This is a genomic window from Rhizobium metallidurans, assembly GCF_014196505.1.
Classification (GTDB): Bacteria; Pseudomonadota; Alphaproteobacteria; order Rhizobiales; family Rhizobiaceae; genus Rhizobium; species Rhizobium metallidurans.
This window is the reverse complement of sequence record NZ_JACIDW010000020.1, coordinates 23,089-41,684: the sequence shown is the minus strand read 5'-3', so window position 1 is coordinate 41,684 and position 18,596 is coordinate 23,089. Positions and strand designations below refer to the sequence as shown.

The window sequence follows — 18,596 nt, the reverse complement described above, 5'->3', positions numbered from 1 at the left end:
TCCGGGACCGGTCGCGCCGGCCCGCCCGTCGCCTCGCCATGGAGGTCAGCGGAAGATTAGAGGTCTCTAGACAAGCGAAATGAGACCTACAACCTGCGCCATGATTGCGTGTGTCCTGAGAGCGTAAAACGGGTGGAATCCCCGAGAATTCAGTAGCTGTAGCTAAAAACTGCGACCAGTTGCCGCGCCGACTTAAACAATTTTAAATTTTCCGTGATTAGGGTCACCGTCGATTGCAGCGGCCGAAAGCCGCGTTCGCCATGAAGGCAAAAAATCTCACCGTCGATCATGTTTCACATCGTTGATGTTCCCCGCACGCGCTGACGCGTGCCCGATTTGCCATGGCGCCAGACGCCCAGGAAAGACCGACTTATGTTTGCTGGAAACATGTCCCTGAACGGTAAGCTCGCCGCGACCTTCGCGGCTCTCATTCTCATTTTCGTGTCCGTGTCCGCCTTCGTCTACTCGAAGGCCGGCGCCGTGACGGATGCTGCCATCGAGGAAAAGCGGTCGGAACATCTGGTCAACCAGATCGACGACGCGCTGCAGGCCATGCTTGAGCAGGCCGTCAACCTGCGCGGCTTCCTGCTCTTCAAGAGCGACAGCACCTATGGCGATCTCTATGCCAACCGCGACCGCATGCTGAACGCGATCGCCGCCGCCAAGCAGACGGCTGCCGGCAAGGCCGAGTTCGTGGCCCAGATCGACGGCATGCAGAAGGCCGCCGACCTCTACTTCAACCAGCTCGCGGTGCCGCAGGCCAAGGCGCGCAAGGAAACCGACATGCCGATCGACCAGATCGTCAAGATCGGCGTCAACGAAACCAAGGGTCAGCTCGACGGCTTCCGCCAGGCCTCGGCCAAGATCAAGCAGGCCGCGCGCGACGAATCCGCCGCGCTCTCCGCGATCAAGGCCGACGCCACCGCAACGCTCAACATGACGCTCCTCCTCGGCGGCATTTTCGCAGCGCTTGCCGCCGTCGTGCTTGCCTGGATGCTGTCGCGCAGCATCGTGCGCCCGATCGTCGGCATGACCTCGGCCATGGGCCGCCTGGCCGGTGGCCAGAACGATACCGATGTCCCGGCGCTCGATCGCCAGGACGAAGTCGGCCGCATGGCGCAGTCGGTGCTGGTGTTCAAGAACGCGGCGATCGAGAAGCTGCGTCTGGCCGGCGAAACCGACCGCATGCGTGGAGATGCCGAGCGCCAGCGCCAGCTGGGCGACGAGCAGAAGGCACGCGAGGAAAGCGACTTGCGCTTCGCCATCGACAACCTCGCCGATGGCCTCTCCGGCCTTGCCAACGGCAATGTCGCGATCCGCATCACCACCCCGTTCGCGGCTCAGTTCGACCGCCTGCGCGATGACTTCAACCATGCCGTCGAGAAGCTGCAGGCAGCCTTGCAGTCCGTCGGCCACAACGCGTCCGCCATCAATGCCGGCGCCGGCGAGATCCGCACCGCCGCCGACGATCTGGCCCGCCGCACCGAGCAGCAGGCCGCCGCCGTCGAGGAAACGGCTGCGGCACTCGAAGAGGTCACCACGACGGTTCGTGACAGCGCCAAGCGCGCCGAGGATGTCGGCCAGCTCGTCGAGCGCACCCGTCTCGGCGCCGAGCGCTCCGGCGAGGTCGTCCGCAAGGCCGTCACCGCCATGCAGGAGATCGAGAAGTCCTCGGGCGAGATCTCCAACATCATCGGCGTCATCGACGACATCGCCTTCCAGACCAACCTGCTTGCGCTCAACGCCGGCGTCGAGGCAGCGCGTGCCGGTGAAGCCGGCAAGGGCTTCGCGGTCGTCGCCCAGGAAGTGCGCGAGCTCGCCCAGCGCTCCGCCAATGCCGCCAAGGAAATCAAGGCGCTGATCAACACCTCGGGCACGCAGGTCAACGCCGGCGTCTCGCTGGTCGGCGAAACCGGCAAGGCACTGTCGGAGATCGTCGGCGCCGTGCAGGAGATCAACCGCCACGTCGGCGCCATCGTCACCGCCACGCGCGAACAGTCGATCGGCCTGCAGGAGATCAACACCGCCGTCAACAACATGGACCAGGGCACCCAGCAGAACGCCGCCATGGTCGAGGAGCAGACGGCCGCCAGCCACTCGCTTGCCCAGGAGGCCACGGCGCTGGACGATCTGCTGCGCCAGTTCAACCTCGGCAACGACCGCGCCGCGCCGCGCGCGGCAACGGCAACCCCGGCCTCTCGCCCGGTCGCTTCGCCGGCCAATGCGCTGAAGCGCAGCGTTGCCCGCGCCTTCGGTGGTGGCGGTGCAAGTGCCGCGGCGGTCAAGGAAGAATGGTCGGAGTTCTGATCGAACGCCTGATTATCGATAGGAAAGGGAAGGGGCTGCGCATCGCGCGGCCCCTTTCGCGTTCAGAGCCTCAGCTCGCCAGCGCCAGTCCGCCGTACCGGCTGATCTCGCTTTCGATCTCCGCCACCAGCGTGTCGAGTGCGGCGTTGCGCACCTTGCGGCCCCGCCGCACCACATAGACGAGACCGGGCGGATCGGGGAAACGGTCGGTGATAATCTGCATCTCGGGCCGCAGATGCCGTTCGTTGAGCAGCGCTACCCCCATGCCCGCGCCGACGGCCGCGACGATGCCGGCGGCACTCGCGCATTCGAACACCGTCTCCAGCATGATCCCGCCATCCTGCCCGATATCGAGCGCCCAGTGGCGGTAGAAGCAATCGTCGTGGAAGGAGAGGAACGGCACGGACGTGCTTTGCGGCAAGAGCAGGCCCGGATGCTTCACCCAGTGCAGCGTTTCGCGAAACAGGACGACGTCGGTCGGGCGCACCTCGTGGGCGAACACCTGCACGATCGCCGCATCGAGTTCGCCCTGCTCGAGCATCGCCCTCAAGACCAGGCTCATGCGCACCTGCGTGCGCACGGAAACATCGGGATGCAGGCGACGGAAGCGGCCGAGAATATGGGCGAGCGCCGAGCAGGTCGTGTCCTCCGTCAGCCCAAGAGCGATCCGCCCGGCAAGCGTCGTCTTCGACAGGCTGAGCAGCGCCTCGTCATGCAGTCCAAGAATGCGGCCGGCATAGTCCAGCAGTTCCTCGCCCTCGGTGGTAAAGGCGGTGGCGCCCGCCTTGCGGTTCAACAGTTCGCAGCCAAGGCTTGTTTCCAGCCGCTTGATCTTGTGGCTGACGGCCGATTGCGACAGGCCAAGCGCTTCCGCCGCCCGCGTGATGCCGCCGTGATGGCGGATCGCCCAGATGGCGCGCAGCGCGTCGATCTCCAGTCGCCGGTTGTTCAGGTCGTTCATCGCGTCTTGCTCTTCTCGTTGCCTGCCGAAGAGGATGCAACGCCGCGCCAATATTTGCAAACATTCATGACCCATATCGCTTGAAAGTCATGCGGTGATCGAAATTTGTCATGTGCCTGGCCGTCGGCGATGGCTTATTGCCTCGATGGCACACGCACGACAGGGATCACGATGACGGACCAGGCACTGACCGCCACGACAGCGCAGCAACGCCGCTTCCTGTGGCCGCTGATGGCCACGTTGCTGATCATCGGCTGGAGCTCCGGTTTCGTCGGTATCCGCTATGCCAGCGAGGAGGCGAGCGTCGTGCTGGTGCTGTTCTGGCGCACGCTGCTGTCGGGCCTGATCCTGCTCCCCTTCGCCCTGACCATCGGCCCGCGCATGCAATGGAAGGCGGTGGCCGGGCAGATGTGGTTCGGCGTCATGTCGGTCTTCCTCTATCTCGGCGGTTTCGCCCTGGCGATCGAGCAGCGGGTACCGACGGGCCTCGTGGCGCTGATCTCGGATTTGCTGCCGCTCGCCATCGCCACCCTGTCGCAGCCGGTGCTGGGCGAACGCCTGAGCGGCCGCCAGTGGCTGGGCACGGCGATCGCCGTCGCGGGCGTGCTGATCGTGTCGCTCGACAGCCTCAGCTTCGGCTCGGCACCGCTCTGGGCTTACGGATTGACCGTCGGCTCGATGCTGATCTTCGCGCTCGCCTCGGTGCTCCACAAGCGCCGCCGCGTCGGCCACATGCCGGTGCATCAGAGCCTCTGCATCCACACGCTGACCGGCTCGGTGCTCTTCGGTATCTGCGCCCTGATGCAGGGCGACATCGCGCCGCCGATGACCCAAAACTTCGCCATCGGCATGGTCTGGCTGGTGTTGATCGCGACCTTCGCCGCCTATTCGGTCTATTACACCAGCCTTCGGCTCTTCCCGGTCGCCAAGGTCAGCGCCGCCATCTATCTCAGCCCGCCGGTCACCATGCTGTGGGCCTGGGCGCTGTTTTCCGAGCCGCTGACGCTTGCGATGTTCGTCGGTCTCGGCGTCACGCTGGTCGGCGTCTTCATGACCTCGCGGGGCTGATACCTCACACGTCGTTCGCCTTCCCGTCCGCGCGGAAATACAGGCGCTGGATGACCGCCATGATCAGCGCCGTCGCCCAGCCGAAGATGATCCAGCCGTTGACGGCCTCGAACACCGAAATCTGCCGCCACTCCTTGCCGAGCACGACATCGCCATATCCGACGGTCGTGAAGGTGGCGGTGGAGAAGTAGATGGCGTCGTCAAGCGACGGCAGCGCCCCGATCAGGTAGTAGAGTAGCGCCCACAGGTAGATATCGAGACTGATCGGGATGAGCAGATAGCTGATCCAGACGACGGTCGCGATCGTGGCATGGCGGCCGAGATACCCTGGCTCCGCGCGCCGGATGAAACGAAGCCCGATTTCCATGAAAACGGCCTGTATGGCGACGGTGGCCGCGATCAGGGCGGTGGCGAGGAGAAAATTGACAGGCACTGGACCTCCCCGGGAGAGATTGGCAGAAGACGTGGGTCAATATTGCCCGGCGAGCGCCGCCGCTTTCAGGCTGTGCATCAGGTGGCGAGACGGCACGTCATGATGGACGCATTCCGGCCGCTCGGCACATCCGCCGCCCTCTATATGCGCGCGATGGACGAGCCAGCGCACGAGCTCCCTTGCCTCGCGTTGCTCGAGCAGGATCGCCGTCACCCCGGCCTCGGCAGGCAGGCCCGTCGTCCGGTCGATGACATCGACAAGGCCATGGCGGCCCGGCACGATGTCGTACCGCGCTCCGCTCGCCGCTCCTGACTTCATTCAGACCACACCCCTCGCTTTCATCCGGGCCAACCTAGCATCCAGCAGGCGTTCCGCATTGCGCAGGATCAATCTTGCCGGCGAAACGCGGCAATCTTCGCGGCGCCTTGATCGCGCGCAATGCAGGCCGGCCGCCAAGCTCCTATGCTCGACCGCGCGAAAATCCGGATGGAGCCCGCCGTGCAGGACGTTCAGCGCAAACATGGGCCCTCGGGGCTGGTCGCGACGGCGATGGCCGAGCTTCGCGCCGCGCCGCTTCTGGCGCTTCTCGTCTTCGTGCCCGTCGTGATCCTGACGGATATCGCGGCACCCGATGCGCACACGTTGCTCTTCATCCTCTCGGTCCTCGCCATCATCCCGCTCGCGGCCCTGCTCAGCCGGGCGACCGAAGCCGTCTCCGCCCGAACGGGTGACGCCGTCGGCGGCCTGTTGAACGCGACGCTTGGAAACCTCACCGAACTCGTCATATCCCTCGCTGCCCTGCAGGCGGGACAGTATCTGCTGGTCAAGGCCTCGATCGCCGGCGCCATCGTCACCAACACGCTGTTCATGCTCGGCGGCTCCTTCCTGCTCGGCGGCCTCAAGCATCACCTGCAGGAGTTCAACCGCGTCAGCGCCCGCTTCCAGGCGTCGCTGCTCTTTCTCGCCACCGTCGCTCTGTTCGTGCCCTCGCTGGTCAGCCGGGCGGACCAGGGGGCGGAGATGGTCCAGGCGCTGAGCCTCGGCCTCGCCGTGATCCTGATCGCGGTCTACGCCATGGGCATGCTGTTTTCGCTGAAGACCCACCGCGAACTCTTCGCCAGCGTCGGCGAGGCCGAGGAGCACCATGGCGGCTGGGGGATGTCGACCAGCATCATCATCCTGGTCGTGGTGACGCTCTTCGTCGCGCTGATCAGCGAGGTCTTCGTCGGCTCGGTGCAGGCCGCCGCCGAGAAGATGGGCATGACGCCGGCCTTCGTCGGCTTCATCGTCGTGGCGCTCGTTGGCGCCGCGGCGGAAATGACCGCGGCCTTCTCGGCCGCCCGCGCCAACCGGCTCGATCTCAGCGTCAGCATCGCGCTCGGAAGCGCCTCGCAGATAGCGCTCTTCGTTGCGCCCGTCCTCGTGATCCTCAGCTACGTGATCGGCCCCGAGCCCATGTCGCTGCAGTTCTGGCCGGGCGCGGTGGCCATGATGTTCCTTGCCATGCTGGCGGCGGCGCTGTTGTCCAACGGCGGGCGCGGCGCCTGGTATGTCGGCGTTCTGGCACTCGCCGTCTACGCCATATTCGGCCTGACCCTGTTCCTGCTGCCGCCGGCCGCTTCCTAGAAGCCGGCAAAGTTCGCAGACGTGCGCATCCGCGCCACATCCCGCTTCGGCGTTTCCTTGTGCACGCGGACATAGTCGCGGTTGAACTGCGAGGGACTGTCATATCCGACGCGAAACCCTGCCTCGGCCGCCGTCATGCCCTCGACGATCATCAGCCGCCGCGCCTCCTGCAGGCGGATCTGGGTGCGAAACTGAAGCGGGCTCATCGCCATCGCCGCGCGGAAATGCACGTAGAAGGATGACGAACTCATGCCGGCGATATCGGCCAGTTCCTCGATCGCGAACGGGCTTCCGAAATTGCGGCAGACATAATCCACCGCCCGGCCGATCTGGTTCAGCCGGCTCTCGCCGCTGGCGATCTGCCGGATCAGTCCGCCCTGCGGTCCCGATATCAGCCGATGCAAAATCTCCCGCTCGACCAGCGGCGCCAGAACCGGCGCATCCTCGGGCGCATCGAGAAGACCAAGCAGCCGCGCCGCCGCGTCGACCAGCCGCGGTGTCGTCTCGCTCACCCGCGCGGCCGCCGGGTTCTCGTCGCGCGTAGGTTGCCCCGCGATCATCTCGTTCAGAAGCGTGCGGTCGAACTCCAGCCTTAGGCAGAGGTAGGGCGCGTCAGGGCTCGCCTCTATCACCGCGCCGATGACGGGCAGGTCCACGCCGACCACAAGATAATGCGCGGCATCGTAGATATAGCTGGTATCGCCGATCGTTGCCCGCTTGCGCCCCTGCGCCACGATGCAGCAGGAGGGCTTGTAGAGCGTATGCAGCGGCTCGGTGGTCGCCGAGGATCGTATAACGCCGACGCGCGGCAGCACGGTGTCGAAGTTTCCATCCACCGCTGCATGGCGGTCGATCAGGGCGACGAGATCGGCAATTGTTTCCATGGCGCCAGCATCGGACGTCTCGCGCGCTTTGCCAAGGGTTATCATCCCGTTTCGGAGGATCGTGCAAGAATTCCGGAAAAGCCGTCTACCGCGACAGGTCCCGTCGGCGCGATCCTGTGCCGGTCAACAGATCGCTTGAGGAGCAAGACATGACCGATATGAACAACAAGGTAGTGCTGATCACTGGCGCCAGCAGCGGCATCGGCGCCGCCACGGCCCGCGAACTCGGCCTCGCCGGCGCAAAGCTGGTCATCGGCGCGCGCCGAACCGACCGCTTGGACGCTTTGAGCGAGGAAATCCGCGCCGCGGGCGGCGTCGTCATCTCGAGAGCACTCGATGTCACAGACCGCAATGATATGCAGGCCTTCGTTGATGCCGCTATCGCGGAGTTCGGCCGCGTCGACGTCCTCGTCAACAATGCCGGCGTCATGCCGCTGTCGCTGATGTCCTCGCTGAAGGTCGAGGAGTGGGACCGGATGATCGACGTCAACATCAAGGGCGTGCTCTATGGCATCGCGGCCGTGCTGCCCGCTATGAACGCCCAGCAATCCGGCCAGATCATCAACGTCTCCTCCGTCGGCGGCCTCGCCGTCTCGCCGACAGCGGCGGTCTATTGCGCGACGAAGTATGCGGTGCGGGCGATCTCGGATGGCCTGAGGCAGGAAAACAAGATCCTGCGCGTCACCTGCGTCTATCCCGGCGTGGTCGAATCCGAACTCGCCGACACCATAACCGAACCCTTCGCCGCCGAAGCCATGGTCGCCTACCGCGCCGTCGCGCTGAAACCCGACGCCATCGCCCGCGCCATCCTCTACGCCATCGACCAACCCGCCGACGTGGACGTCAACGACATCGTCGTGCGCCCGACGGCCAATGCGGGGTTGTGAGGGGGGAGGTTTGGGGTGGGGGTAGGCTAGACGCGCGGTCGTTTGAGATTGTGGCACCCCCTCTGCCCTGCCGGGCATCTCCCCCACAAGGGGGGAGATTGGCTGGGCGCACCCGCTCGCTCTACGCTCATTGTTTGGCTGGGAGCAAGCCGCGGTTCAATCTCCCCCACCTGTGGGGGGAGATGCCCGGCAGGGCAGAGGGGGGCATTCTTGCTCTGAGTTAGCTTACTGAGCAACCCGCAAAGGCCGAGCGTTCACCCAATCCATCACCCAACCCGCTTACCCAGCAAACCCGACAGCCGCCGGCCGGCCAAGTGCCCTGAACACGGTGCCGACGATCCCGGCCCGGTCCAGCCCGGCCTGCGCGTTCATCACCTCGGGCTTGGCCTGCTCAACCCAGAGATCGGGCATCACGAGCGAGCGCACCTTCAGCCCGTTGTCGAGCAGCCCCTCGGTCGAAAGGAACTGCAGCACATGGCTGCCGAAACCGCCGACCGCGCCTTCTTCGACAGTGATCAGCATCTCGTGGTGACGCGCCAGCTGGCGGATCAGGTCATGGTCGAGCGGCTTGGCGAAGCGAGCGTCGGCAACCGTGGTCGAAAGGCCCGCGGCATCGAGGTCTTCGGCGGCGAGCATGCAGTCCGCCAGGCGCGTGCCGAAGGAGAGCAGCGCCACCTTGGTGCCTTCCTTGACGATCCGGCCCTTGCCGATCTGCAGGATTTCGCCGCGAACCGGCATCTCGACGCCCACGCCTTCGCCGCGTGGATAGCGGAAGGAGATCGGGCCGGCGTCATAGGCGGCGGCGGTGCGCACCATATGCTTCAGTTCCGCCTCGTCGGCCGCGGCCATGACGACGAAGCCAGGCAACGTCGCCAGGAAGGTCGTGTCGAAGGAGCCCGCATGCGTCGGCCCATCGGCGCCGACGAAGCCGGCGCGGTCGATCGGGAAGCGCACCGGCAGGCCCTGGATCGCCACGTCGTGCACCACCTGGTCGAAGGCGCGCTGCAGGAAGGTCGAATAAAGTGCTGTGAACGGCTTGTAGCCCTCGGCGGCAAGCCCGGCGGCGAAGGTCACGGCATGCTGTTCGGCGATGCCGACATCGAAACAGCGCGACGGAAACGCATCGGCCAGCTTGTCGAGCCCGGTGCCACTCGGCATGGCGGCGGTGATGCCGACGATCTTGTCGTCGAACTCGGCCTCCTGCACCAGCGCTTCGGCGAACACGGCGGTGTAGCTCGGCGCGTTCGGCTTCACCTTCGCCTGCGCGCCGGTGATGACATCGAACTTGTTGACGCCGTGATATTTGTCGGCGGCGGCCTCCGCCGGCGCGTAGCCCTTGCCCTTCTGCGTGACCACATGGATCAGCACCGGCCCATGCGCGTTGTCGCGCACGTTGCGCAGCACCGGCAGCAGGTGCTCGAAGGAATGACCGTCGATCGGTCCGATATGGTAGAAGCCCATCTCCTCGAACATGGTGCCGCCGGTCACGTAGCCGCGCGCATGCTCGACGGCGCGGGTGATGGCGCGATCGACCGACTTGCCGAGATAGCTGGTCAGCTTCTTGCCGACTTCGCGCATGCCCATATAGGTGCGGCCCGAGGCCAGACGCGCCAGATAGGCGCTCATGGCGCCCGTCGGCGGCGCGATCGACATGTCGTTGTCGTTGAGGATGACGATCAGCCGCGCATCGAGCGCGCCGGCATTGTTCAGCGCCTCATAGGCCATGCCGGCCGACATCGCGCCGTCGCCGATCACGGCGATGACGTTGCGCTTGGCGCCGGAAAGATCGGAGGCGACGGCCATGCCGAGGCCGGCCGAGATCGAGGTCGAGGAGTGCGCGGCGCCAAACGGGTCGTATTCGCTTTCGGCCCGGCGGGTAAAGCCCGAGAGCCCGCCTTCCTGGCGCAGCGTGCGAATGCGGTCGCGACGGCCGGTCAGGATCTTGTGCGGATAACACTGGTGCCCGACATCGAAGATCAGCCGGTCGTCGGGCGTGTTGAAGACATTGTGGATGGCGATCGTCAGTTCGACCACACCGAGGCCGGCGCCCAGATGCCCGCCGGTCTTCGACACCGCGTCGATCATCTCGTCGCGCACCTCGCGCGCAAGCTGCGGCAGGTCGCGATCCTCCAGCTTTCGGAGGTCGGCCGGATAGGTGACCTTATCCAGCAGCGGCGTCTTCGGCGGTTGTGTCACGGGAGGCACTCTTTCTTGTCGTTCTTGTTCTTGTCGTCTTTTCCAGGCGTTTTGGGGCACATAGCCTTTAGGCCATAAGTTGCGGTGAAAGAAGTCGATTTCAAGAACCGCAAGCCACCTTTCTAGAGGAGAACGCTACTCCGGCAAAGGGACGAATTCCTCTTCATCCCCCGGAACGATGTCGAAACGCCCGCTGCGCCACTCCTCCTTGGCCTTTTCGATCCGCTCTTTCGACGAGGAAACGAAGTTCCACCAGATGTAGCGCTTCGAGTTCAGCGCCGCCCCGCCGAACAGCATGAGATGACAGCCCTGGGCACCGCCCTCGAGCGTGATCGCGTCACCCGGACGGAAAACCAGCAGCTGGTCGGCCGCGAATCGGTCGCCCGAAATCACCACCTCGCCCGACAAAACATAGATCGCGCGCTCCTCATGCGCGGCGGAAAACGGGAACTTCGCGCCGGCATCGAGATTGATATCGGCGTAGAGCGTGTCGGAAAACACGCTCACCGGCGACGTCATGCCCTCGAACGCGCCGATGACGACGCGCCCGCGCACGCCGCGCTCGTCGATCACGGGCATTTGGCTCTTTTCCGTATGCGCGAAGGAGGGATCGATCTCCTCCTTGTCGTCGGGCAGCGCCAGCCACGTCTGCAGCCCGGACATCAAAAGCGGATGGCCGCGCAGATTGTCGGGCGTGCGCTCCGAATGCACGATGCCGCGCCCCGCCGTCATCAGGTTGATATCGCCTGGCCGGATCACCTTCTCGGTGCCAAGGCTATCGAGATGCCGGATCTCGCCGTCGAACAGATAGGTCACGGTCGACAGCCCGATATGCGGATGCGGCTTCACATCAAGCGCCTCGTCCGGCTTCAATATCGCCGGCCCCATCCGGTCGAAGAAGATGAAAGGCCCCACCAGCCGCCGCTGCCTGGTCGGCAGCGCCCTCCTGACCTGAAACCCGCCGATATCGCTGGTACGGGGGATGATCAGGTTCTCGATGGCGTCGCAGGCAAAGGCATCGCCGGGGAGGGGGTCTTTGCCGGGGAAGAAGGACATGGGGGGCCTTTCTAAAGCGTTTCCTGATCTTCAGGATACTTCGCCAGGAATGTTTCGAGCTCGGCAAGCAATCGCGGAAGATGCTGGCTGATAGCGGCCCAAAGCACATCGTCCAGTACATCAGGATAGTCATGGCGCAGGATGTTGCCGAAATTCCGGATGCCGTTCCAATTGTGTGAGGGGAATAGCTCTTCAGCAAGCGGACCAAGCTTTACTGCTGCTTCCGAAAGCCGTGAAAAGCACCGTTCGCAAGCATCCTTTACCAGGTTGTTGCGAACATAGTCTCCAAAATCCATACCGTGCGAGTATCTCAGAATGGCTTGGCCGTTCTCGACGATATCGCGCATGCGGATGAGAGGGCGCTTAGTAGGCAACGGCGCGGTCCCGTTCCACGTTGCGCTTAAATCGTTCCTTGCCCACGGGTTCCGCGACTATATCGACGCTAGGCGCGCCGGTGATTCTGCTGATCAGCAGACGCAGATTTTCTAGCGCGCTGAAATAACCAAAGCCGGACTGGATCACGGGCTCTGAGAATTTGACAAGGACATCCAGGTCAGACTCCGCTGTCGCTTCGCCGCGCGCTACCGAACCGAACAGCGAGACATGCTCCGCGCCTGCTGCCCGTAGTTCGGTCTCATGCTTGCGAATGATCGCTATGACCTGATCCTTGTCCATGCTGCCAATATAATCGACCTCTGCGACTTGGTCGAGACGCCGCCCCGATCGGCCAAGTCGCCCTATCGATCACATCGCCGTAAACCCGTTGTCCACGAACAGATGCGCGCCGTTCACGAAGCTCGATTCATCGCTGGCCAGATAAAGGGCTGCGCGCGCCACGTCCTCCGGCTCTCCGATCCGCCCCTGCTGCGCGGCGATCGCCGCGTCCGAGACGTCGACGCCGAGTTTTTGCAGGTCGGCCACTTCGCGCAGGCCGTGCGGCGTGCGGATGAAGCCGGGGCAGACCGCGTTGCAGCGGATGTTGCGGTCGCGGAACTCGACGGCGATCGCGCGCGCGAACATGTGCACGGCGCCCTTGGTCGTGTCGTAGAGCACCTCCATCGGCGTCGCCGCCACCGCCGAGATCGACGAGGTGCAGACGATCGATCCGCCGCCGGCCACGATCATCTTCGGCAGCACCGCCTTGGTCATCAGGAACATCGAGCGCACATTGACGGCATGCAGCCAGTCCCATTCCTCGAGCGTCGTCTCGAGGAACGGCTTGATGACGATCGTGCCGGCATGGTTGAAGAGCACGGTGACGGCGCCATGGCGTGCCTCGATGTCCGCGACCGCCGCGTTCACCGCGGTCTCGTCGGAAACATCCGCCGTCCAGAAATCGGCCTCGCCGCCGGCTGCCCGGATGTCGTTCACGGTCTCGGCCGCCGCCTCGCCATTGCGATCGATGATCGCCACCTTCGCGCCCTCGGCGGCAAACAGCTTCGACGCTGCCCCGCCCATGCCGGTCGCCCCGCCCGAGATAATCGCGATCTTGCCCTTCAACCTGTCCGTCATGCCGTCTCGTCCCCTCTGGTGTTTCGGGGATGATAGACCGCCATTCGACCGCTGGCCAAGGGGGATAACGAGCGAAAGCGGACGCCCGGGTAACGGGCGACCCGGCCTGAACATGTCAGAGGCGACGCTAGGCGAAAATTACAATCTGGAGGTCGCCATTAATGGCGGTTTTACCGCACGGGAACTTCGCCGCTCGATGGCGTTGGTATGCTCTTGTCTCATTCCGGGATTGATGCAACCAAGGGGCGCATTCGAACCTGAAAGCCATTATTACATGCAATATAATAAAAGTGGACCAATCCGAGGCCTGGCGAAAAGCGCCGCGCTTCTGGCGACCGTCGCCACCCTGGCCTCCTGCGCCACCAATCCAAACTCAACCAAAATGGGCGCCGACGGCAAGGATGCCGCCAGGCAGGCGGACGCCATGGTTGCGGAAAAGGGCGCCGCTGCCGTCGTGCGCGTCTCGCTCAATGGCAGCTATTGCCTGCACGGCACCGTTCGCCTCCAGGAAGTCGTCGATGGCAAGATCCGTTCGGGGCCGTTTACCGAAATCGGCCAACCCAGCGGCATTTATGGTGCCGATGCGATCGTTAAGAAGCTTGCCAAGACGACCGCGCAAATGCTGACGCTGAACGTGCCGGCGCTGATCAAGGAGAATGGCGTGCGCGATATCCGCACCTCCTTCCGCCCCATCGAACCCGGCCGTTATGCCGTGACCATGATCACCTGTGAGAACGGCAACAGCACCGCATCCATGGGGACGGGGAATGGCGGACTGTTCGGGGCTCAAGGAAAAGAGCCGACCACGCTGTTTGGCGACAATACGATCACCATCGGCAAGGGCCAGATCGTCGATGCCGGCGTCATTGATATCGTTCAGATCAGCAGCGGTGGATTCTTTACCAGCGCGCGGGCGCGCCTGGCAGGCTCGGAGGCGCCGCAGACATTCAAGGATGCCATCCGCCTGAACGTTCCGGAAATCTATCCACGCATCACCTACACGAAATTCACGGCCGATTACGTCCTGCTGTTGTCGGCCCTAACACCGAAGCCCGAGGCAAAGTAAACCTATGAAGATGATCTCCACGGACCGCATTTCCCGCCGCCCCGCACGGTTCGGTGTCGCACTGGCTCTCGCAGCTTGCCTGATCGTGCCGCAAACCGCGTCGGCCGCGTCAAAGAGCAGCAAGGGCAACGACATAGCAATCGCCGCTTTCAAGGATGTCTGCCTTGCATCGGCGCCGACATTCGCCACCGCCGCCGCAAAGGCGAAACGCTATGGCGTGAAGGATGCAGATCAGCAGTTCGGCGGCATGACCGAAGACGGCTCCATGTCCGTTCAGGTCAAACCCAAAAAGGAATGCGCGGTCACGAGCGAAAATCGTTCCGACCCGACGCTCTATGCGCAGTTTCTTCGTGTCATCGCAAGCTCCGGCGCGGATGTGCCGCAAGGTGGCAAATCCGGAAAGCCTTTCGTCGCGACGATCAAGGGAAAGCGCTTTGTCTTCCAGCACGACAGGAGAGGCGGCGAAGCCTACGTGATGATCAGCCTCGACAATTGAGGCCGGTTCGCAACCGGGCGGGGCGCGCCGATCAAGCCCCGTCCAAAGGCTCCACGCCCTGCGGCTTGCCGGCGCGGTCGAGCCTGATCTTCTCGATGCGGTTTTCCGCGGCCGACAGCAGCGTCTCGCAATGCTTCTTCAGCGCTTCGCCACGCTCGTAGATCTCGATGGATTCGTCCAGCGCCACGTCGCCGCGTTCCAGCCGCGCGACGATGCTTTCGAGTTCGGCGACCGCCTTTTCGAAGGAGAGGCCCGATACATCGGGCTTGGCGTTGTCGGTCATACTCAACCCTTCATCATTCTCAAAACGTGCAGCCCGGCCGATTCGGCCAGGCCCTCGAGATCATAGCCGCCTTCCAGCAGGCTGACGACCCGGTTGCCGGCACTTTTGTCGGCCACTTCGAGCAGCCGTCCGGTCGCCCAGTCGAAGTCCTCGCCGACAAGGTTGATCTGCGCCAGCGGGTCGCGGTGATGCGCGTCGAAGCCGGCCGAGATGATGATGAGGTCGGGGCGGAAATCGATGAGCGCCGGCAGCACGCGGGATTTGAACGCCTCGCGGAAATGCTCGCTGCCGACATTGGGCGACAATGGCGCGTTGACGATCGTGTCGTGCGCGCCGGTCTCCGTCTTGGCGCCGCTGCCGGGATAGAGCGGCATCTGGTGCGTCGAGCAGAACAGCACCGACGGATCGTCCCAGAAGATGTCCTGCGTGCCGTTGCCGTGGTGCACGTCCCAATCGACGATCGCCACGCGCTCGGCCCCATGCCGGCGCTGGGCGTGGCGGGCGGCGATGGCGGCGTTGTTGAAGAAGCAGAATCCCATCGCCTTGGATTTCTCGGCGTGGTGGCCGGGTGGCCGCGAGGCGACGAAAACATTGTCCGCGTTGCCGGTAAAGACGTCGTCGACGGCCGCCATCGCGCCGCCGATCCCCGTCAGCGCCGCCTGCAGGCTTTTGGGGCTGGCATAGGTGTCGGCCTCGAGCTGGTTGATCTCGCCGTCTTCCTCCGGCACCTGCCGCATCACGGCGAAGAGATGCTCTTCCGGATGCGCCAGAAGCACGGCGTCCTCGGAGGCCTGCGGCGCCTGCTGGCGGTCCAGCCGGTCGAAATGCGGATGCCCCAGCGCCACGTTCAGCGCCCGCAGCCGGTCGGATCGCTCGGGGTGTCCCTCGGGCGTGATGTGTTCAAGAAAGATCGGATGTTCGTAAAGGCGGGTGCTCATAAGAGCCTTTCCTGGTTAGATTGAAGCATTCTGTTGGCTCAAACGGAGTCGAATGGTCGTCCGGCCGGCGCGCGTCGTAGCCCAAGCATACGGCCAAGCCGGCCGGACGATCAGGCGGCCCGTTTCAGCCAACCCGAAGGGCCGGGCATCTTTCCGCCAGGATCAAAGGCGATCGGCTCGACCGTACCCGGGGTATGCCCTTCGCCAATCGCCTTTGCCCTGACGAAAACCTGCTCCGGCAGAATGCTTCAAGCTAACCAGGAAAGGCTCTAAATCACTCTATCTGCCTGCCTCGTGATGTTCCACAGCAGATGGGACAGGGCGCGATGATTTCAACAATCGCGCGTTGTCATACGCCTTTCGCCTTCATTTACATAATATTAGCGCGACGTTATTCTTGGCTGGCAAGAGTAAGAGCAGGGGTAAGAGCAGGGGGAAACGATGAACGCCGCGATGCGCTCCAATATCGTGCAGATCCACGTGCCGTTCCGCGATGTGGACATGAACGGCCAGATGTTCCTTGGCTCCTACATCTCCTATGCCGAATCCGCGCTGGCGAAATTCTGGTCCGAGCGCCCTGAGTTGGCGGACGAGCCGCTCTATGTGGCGAGCAAGATCACCTGCATCCTGCATCGTCCTTTGCGTTATGACGAAATGGTGCTGTTCACCACCGCCGTCGACAAGATCGGCGTGCGCTCCGTCGGCTTCATCATCGCGGTCGACACGGGCGACGAGCGCGCCGCCGAGGTCGAGATCGTCTGGCAGGCGCAGACCCGCGAGGACAAGGCGCCGGTCCCGCTGCCCGAGGTGACGCGGGACTGGCTCTACGGTTTCATGAACTAGCTTCTGGCTTGGCTCTTGCCTTAGCTTTTGACCGGCAGCAGCGGATAGCCGGCCATGACCGCGCGGCCGACCAGCGCCGCCACGAAGGCCTTGATCACATCGCCGGGAATGAAGGCCATCGAGCCGGTAAACGCCGCCGTGAGGCCGATCTGCGCGGCAAAGGCGAGATAGACGATGCCGAATGCATAAAGCACGACGATCCCGCCCATCATGGCCGAAAAGAAGAAGCCGGTCAGCTGCATGCCGGCCGCCTGGCCGTGCTTCACCAGCCGCTCGCTGAGATAGCCCGTCGTGAAGGCGGCGAAGACCCAGCCGATCAGGAAGCCGGTGGTGGGAGCCGCGAAAGCCGCCAGCCCGCCGCGCCCGCCCGAGAGAACAGGCAGGCCGATGGCGACCAGCACCAGCACGATCAGCACCGCCACGGTGCCGCGCCGGGCGCCGAGCACCACGCCGGCCATCATGACGCCGAGCGATTGCGCCGTGATCGGCACCGGAATGAAGCCGAGCGTGATCGGCGGCAGGATGCCGAGCGCCACGATGATGGCGGCAAACAGGGCGGAAAGAACGAGGTCTCGGGTGCTCATGATGGCTCCGTGGTTCAACATATTCTAATTCACATGCCGCCGAATGCCGCGCGCGTCAATCGCGGCCGCGATGTTATCGGCATCCTTCAGCGTCAGGATGATCAGCGGCACCAGCACCGTTGATGGCCGCACCTTCAGCCCGCGCGCGCGGTGCGCCTCGGCGATCGCGTGGTAGCGGCCGATGATTTCAGGGACGAAGCGCACGACCAGCCCGACGGCAAGCCCGACATCGTCGGCGCGCACCAGCCCGAGCCGCTCGAGCGGCCGGGCGGCCAGCGTGATCTCGTCCATGAAGGCGGCGATCGTCGTGGTCGCCGTGACGCTCGCGGCAAACAGCATCAGCGCCGTCAGCCTTAGCAGCGCCACCACCGCGCCGTGCCAGGGATTGAAGGCGAGGCTGAAGACGGCGACGATGACGATGGTGAGCAGGATCGGCTTCAACCGGCCGAGCGCGGAGCGAACCGGCATGCCGATGCCGAAATAGACGACGCCGGTGGCCGCGACGGCGATGGCCAGCAGCGCGATATTGGCGGTGGTAAAGAGCGCGACACCGAGAGCGGCAAGCACGATGAGCTTCACCCGCGCCGATATCAGGTGCAGCCGGCTATTGCCCTCGACGTAAAGCGATTGCATCAGGCCGCGAGCTCCCGGTAGCGGGCGATCGCCTCTGCCGCCGGCGCATCGGCCGCCAGCTGCCCCTCGTGAAACACGAGCACGCGCGGATAATCGGCGATGAGCTCCAGATCGTGGGTGATGACGATGGCGCTTTCGTGCAGGCTCTCGATCAGCCCCTTGACGAGGCCGCGGTTGCGCAAGTCGAGCTGGTTGGTCGGCTCGTCGAGAATGAGGATATCGGGACCGGTGGCGAGAACCGAACACAGGGCCGCCATCTGCAGTTCCCCGCCGGAAAGCTCGTGCGCGCGCCGCTCGGCCAGATGCCCGGCATTGAAGCGGTCGAGCACTTCGGCCACCTTCGCCTCGATTTTAGCCTTCGAAAGCCCGCGGCTCTTCAGCCCGAAGGCGATGTCGTCGCGTACGACGGGCAGGATGATCTGGTTCTGCGGCGACTGGAAGATGAAGCCGACATCGCCACGTGCCGCCTTGTCATCCGAAGTGTCGCGCCCGTTGACGATGACGCGGCCTGACGTCGGCTTGGTCAGGCCGTTGATCAGGCGCGCGAAGGTCGTCTTGCCGGAGCCGTTCAGCCCGATGATGGCGATGCGCTGTTCATTGAGCTCCAGCGTCAGCGGCTGCAGCGCTGTCCGCGACCCGTAGCTGACGCCGGCGCTTTCGAAACGGATATTCACTGCGTCCCCCCGAGATGAAGCGCCGTTCTATAAACGAATCCCGCCGGAGGGAAGATCAAAACGCGACGCGACCTGACCCCATTGCATCCTCGCCCGAACCCGCCATATTCGGGTGGCCAGGGCATGTCGCGCAAAAGTGTGAAGCGGTT

At 64.2% G+C, this 18,596-nt stretch carries 21 protein-coding genes; 7 read left to right on the top strand and 14 right to left on the bottom strand.

Going from position 1 to position 18,596, the window contains the following annotated elements; translation table 11 throughout:
• The first annotated feature begins 372 nt into the window (after positions 1 to 372).
• Positions 373 to 2,307, top strand: a complete 1,935-nt coding sequence (locus tag GGQ67_RS21400) for a methyl-accepting chemotaxis protein (protein WP_183902152.1) — start codon at positions 373 to 375, stop codon at positions 2,305 to 2,307.
• Positions 2,308 to 2,377: 70 nt separating this feature from the next.
• Here GGQ67_RS21400 and GGQ67_RS21395 read toward each other — a convergent pair whose 3' ends face one another.
• Positions 2,378 to 3,268 carry a LysR family transcriptional regulator gene (locus GGQ67_RS21395; protein ID WP_183902151.1) on the bottom strand — a complete coding sequence of 297 codons (891 nt, stop codon included), beginning with the start codon at positions 3,266 to 3,268 and terminating at the stop codon, positions 2,378 to 2,380.
• A 171-nt stretch (positions 3,269 to 3,439) separates the two neighbouring features.
• On the opposite strand from GGQ67_RS21395, the gene GGQ67_RS21390 reads away from it, so the two are divergent.
• Complete coding sequence (locus GGQ67_RS21390; protein WP_183902150.1) at positions 3,440 to 4,336, top strand: DMT family transporter; 897 nt, start codon at positions 3,440 to 3,442, stop codon at positions 4,334 to 4,336.
• Between the two features lie 4 nt (positions 4,337 to 4,340).
• On the opposite strand, the gene GGQ67_RS21385 is transcribed toward GGQ67_RS21390, so the two are convergent.
• Entirely contained in the window at positions 4,341 to 4,769 is a 429-nt protein-coding gene (locus GGQ67_RS21385; RefSeq protein WP_183902149.1) for an ion channel, read from the bottom strand.
• A 36-nt stretch (positions 4,770 to 4,805) separates the two neighbouring features.
• Positions 4,806 to 5,087, bottom strand: a complete 282-nt coding sequence (locus GGQ67_RS21380) for a hypothetical protein (protein ID WP_183902148.1) — start codon at positions 5,085 to 5,087, stop codon at positions 4,806 to 4,808.
• Between the two features lie 231 nt (positions 5,088 to 5,318).
• Here GGQ67_RS21380 and cax point away from each other — a divergent pair, with 231 nt between their 5' ends.
• Positions 5,319 to 6,395: a calcium/proton exchanger gene (gene cax / locus GGQ67_RS21375; protein WP_183902171.1), complete on the top strand. Its 1,077-nt coding sequence runs from the start codon at positions 5,319 to 5,321 to the stop codon at positions 6,393 to 6,395.
• Here cax and GGQ67_RS21370 read toward each other — a convergent pair.
• The gene (locus tag GGQ67_RS21370; protein ID WP_246400258.1) at positions 6,392 to 7,279 is read right to left on the bottom strand and encodes an AraC family transcriptional regulator; all 888 of its coding nucleotides are present in this window, start codon (positions 7,277 to 7,279) and stop codon (positions 6,392 to 6,394) included. The two genes, cax and GGQ67_RS21370, sit on opposite strands and share 4 nt — an antisense overlap.
• 149 nt (positions 7,280 to 7,428) lie before the next feature.
• Between GGQ67_RS21370 and GGQ67_RS21365 the strand changes: the two genes are divergently transcribed.
• On the top strand, positions 7,429 to 8,166 hold the full coding sequence (locus GGQ67_RS21365) for an SDR family oxidoreductase (protein ID WP_183902146.1): 738 nt from the start codon (positions 7,429 to 7,431) through the stop codon (positions 8,164 to 8,166).
• Positions 8,167 to 8,445: 279 nt separating this feature from the next.
• Here the strand turns inward: GGQ67_RS21365 and dxs are convergent, their stop codons facing one another.
• From dxs to GGQ67_RS21340, 5 genes are all read right to left on the bottom strand, one after another.
• Positions 8,446 to 10,362: a 1-deoxy-D-xylulose-5-phosphate synthase gene (gene dxs / locus GGQ67_RS21360; protein ID WP_183902145.1), complete on the bottom strand. Its 1,917-nt coding sequence runs from the start codon at positions 10,360 to 10,362 to the stop codon at positions 8,446 to 8,448.
• A 135-nt stretch (positions 10,363 to 10,497) separates the two neighbouring features.
• Positions 10,498 to 11,418, bottom strand: coding sequence for a pirin family protein (locus GGQ67_RS21355; protein WP_183902144.1), 921 nt, complete (start codon positions 11,416 to 11,418; stop codon positions 10,498 to 10,500).
• Between the two features lie 11 nt (positions 11,419 to 11,429).
• Positions 11,430 to 11,765, bottom strand: a complete 336-nt coding sequence (locus GGQ67_RS21350; protein ID WP_183902143.1) for a HepT-like ribonuclease domain-containing protein — start codon at positions 11,763 to 11,765, stop codon at positions 11,430 to 11,432.
• Positions 11,766 to 11,781: 16 nt separating this feature from the next.
• The gene (locus GGQ67_RS21345) at positions 11,782 to 12,093 is read right to left on the bottom strand and encodes a nucleotidyltransferase family protein (RefSeq protein WP_183902142.1); all 312 of its coding nucleotides are present in this window, start codon (positions 12,091 to 12,093) and stop codon (positions 11,782 to 11,784) included.
• A 69-nt stretch (positions 12,094 to 12,162) separates the two neighbouring features.
• Positions 12,163 to 12,930, bottom strand: a complete 768-nt coding sequence (locus GGQ67_RS21340) for an SDR family NAD(P)-dependent oxidoreductase (protein WP_183902141.1) — start codon at positions 12,928 to 12,930, stop codon at positions 12,163 to 12,165.
• Here GGQ67_RS21340 and GGQ67_RS21335 point away from each other — a divergent pair.
• Both GGQ67_RS21335 and GGQ67_RS21330 read left to right on the top strand, forming a co-directional pair.
• A complete protein-coding gene (locus GGQ67_RS21335) occupies positions 12,908 to 13,996 on the top strand; it encodes a hypothetical protein (protein WP_210279734.1) in 1,089 nt (362 codons plus the stop codon). The two genes, GGQ67_RS21340 and GGQ67_RS21335, sit on opposite strands and share 23 nt — an antisense overlap.
• Before the next feature lie 4 nt (positions 13,997 to 14,000).
• Complete coding sequence (locus tag GGQ67_RS21330) at positions 14,001 to 14,492, top strand: hypothetical protein (protein WP_183902139.1); 492 nt, start codon at positions 14,001 to 14,003, stop codon at positions 14,490 to 14,492.
• 31 nt (positions 14,493 to 14,523) lie between these two features.
• Here the strand turns inward: GGQ67_RS21330 and GGQ67_RS21325 are convergent, their stop codons facing one another.
• Positions 14,524 to 14,775 carry an exodeoxyribonuclease VII small subunit gene (locus GGQ67_RS21325; RefSeq protein ID WP_183902138.1) on the bottom strand — a complete coding sequence of 84 codons (252 nt, stop codon included), beginning with the start codon at positions 14,773 to 14,775 and terminating at the stop codon, positions 14,524 to 14,526.
• 2 nt (positions 14,776 to 14,777) lie between these two features.
• Positions 14,778 to 15,713 (bottom strand): histone deacetylase family protein, encoded by a 936-nt coding sequence (locus tag GGQ67_RS21320; RefSeq protein WP_183902137.1) that lies wholly within the window; start codon positions 15,711 to 15,713, stop codon positions 14,778 to 14,780.
• A 441-nt stretch (positions 15,714 to 16,154) separates the two neighbouring features.
• Here GGQ67_RS21320 and GGQ67_RS21315 point away from each other — a divergent pair, with 441 nt between their 5' ends.
• Positions 16,155 to 16,556 (top strand): acyl-CoA thioesterase, encoded by a 402-nt coding sequence (locus tag GGQ67_RS21315; RefSeq protein ID WP_047507960.1) that lies wholly within the window; start codon positions 16,155 to 16,157, stop codon positions 16,554 to 16,556.
• 20 nt (positions 16,557 to 16,576) lie between these two features.
• Here the strand turns inward: GGQ67_RS21315 and GGQ67_RS21310 are convergent, their stop codons facing one another.
• The 3 genes from GGQ67_RS21310 to GGQ67_RS21300 are packed head-to-tail and all read right to left on the bottom strand — an operon-like array spanning position 16,577 to position 18,447.
• On the bottom strand, positions 16,577 to 17,140 hold the full coding sequence (locus tag GGQ67_RS21310; protein ID WP_183902136.1) for a biotin transporter BioY: 564 nt from the start codon (positions 17,138 to 17,140) through the stop codon (positions 16,577 to 16,579).
• 24 nt (positions 17,141 to 17,164) lie between these two features.
• A complete protein-coding gene (locus GGQ67_RS21305) occupies positions 17,165 to 17,773 on the bottom strand; it encodes an energy-coupling factor transporter transmembrane component T family protein (RefSeq protein WP_183902135.1) in 609 nt (202 codons plus the stop codon).
• Positions 17,773 to 18,447, bottom strand: a complete 675-nt coding sequence (locus GGQ67_RS21300; RefSeq protein ID WP_183902134.1) for an ATP-binding cassette domain-containing protein — start codon at positions 18,445 to 18,447, stop codon at positions 17,773 to 17,775. The genes GGQ67_RS21305 and GGQ67_RS21300 overlap by 1 nt, the downstream gene beginning before the upstream one ends.
• Positions 18,448 to 18,596: the final 149 nt, after the last annotated feature.

Coding starts and splice junctions, on each gene's coding strand:
- GGQ67_RS21400 (WP_183902152.1), top strand. CDS start 373: ATGTTTGCTGGAAACATGTCCCTGAACGGTAAGCTCGCCGCGACCTTC.
- GGQ67_RS21395 (WP_183902151.1), bottom strand. CDS start 3,268: ATGAACGACCTGAACAACCGGCGACTGGAGATCGACGCGCTGCGCGCC.
- GGQ67_RS21390 (WP_183902150.1), top strand. CDS start 3,440: ATGACGGACCAGGCACTGACCGCCACGACAGCGCAGCAACGCCGCTTC.
- GGQ67_RS21380 (WP_183902148.1), bottom strand. CDS start 5,087: ATGAAGTCAGGAGCGGCGAGCGGAGCGCGGTACGACATCGTGCCGGGC.
- cax (WP_183902171.1), top strand. CDS start 5,319: ATGGCCGAGCTTCGCGCCGCGCCGCTTCTGGCGCTTCTCGTCTTCGTG.
- GGQ67_RS21370 (WP_246400258.1), bottom strand. CDS start 7,279: ATGGAAACAATTGCCGATCTCGTCGCCCTGATCGACCGCCATGCAGCG.
- GGQ67_RS21365 (WP_183902146.1), top strand. CDS start 7,429: ATGACCGATATGAACAACAAGGTAGTGCTGATCACTGGCGCCAGCAGC.
- GGQ67_RS21355 (WP_183902144.1), bottom strand. CDS start 11,418: ATGTCCTTCTTCCCCGGCAAAGACCCCCTCCCCGGCGATGCCTTTGCC.
- GGQ67_RS21350 (WP_183902143.1), bottom strand. CDS start 11,765: ATGCGCGATATCGTCGAGAACGGCCAAGCCATTCTGAGATACTCGCAC.
- GGQ67_RS21345 (WP_183902142.1), bottom strand. CDS start 12,093: ATGGACAAGGATCAGGTCATAGCGATCATTCGCAAGCATGAGACCGAA.
- GGQ67_RS21340 (WP_183902141.1), bottom strand. CDS start 12,930: ATGACGGACAGGTTGAAGGGCAAGATCGCGATTATCTCGGGCGGGGCG.
- GGQ67_RS21330 (WP_183902139.1), top strand. CDS start 14,001: ATGAAGATGATCTCCACGGACCGCATTTCCCGCCGCCCCGCACGGTTC.
- GGQ67_RS21325 (WP_183902138.1), bottom strand. CDS start 14,775: ATGACCGACAACGCCAAGCCCGATGTATCGGGCCTCTCCTTCGAAAAG.
- GGQ67_RS21320 (WP_183902137.1), bottom strand. CDS start 15,713: ATGAGCACCCGCCTTTACGAACATCCGATCTTTCTTGAACACATCACG.
- GGQ67_RS21315 (WP_047507960.1), top strand. CDS start 16,155: ATGAACGCCGCGATGCGCTCCAATATCGTGCAGATCCACGTGCCGTTC.
- GGQ67_RS21310 (WP_183902136.1), bottom strand. CDS start 17,140: ATGAGCACCCGAGACCTCGTTCTTTCCGCCCTGTTTGCCGCCATCATC.
- GGQ67_RS21305 (WP_183902135.1), bottom strand. CDS start 17,773: ATGCAATCGCTTTACGTCGAGGGCAATAGCCGGCTGCACCTGATATCG.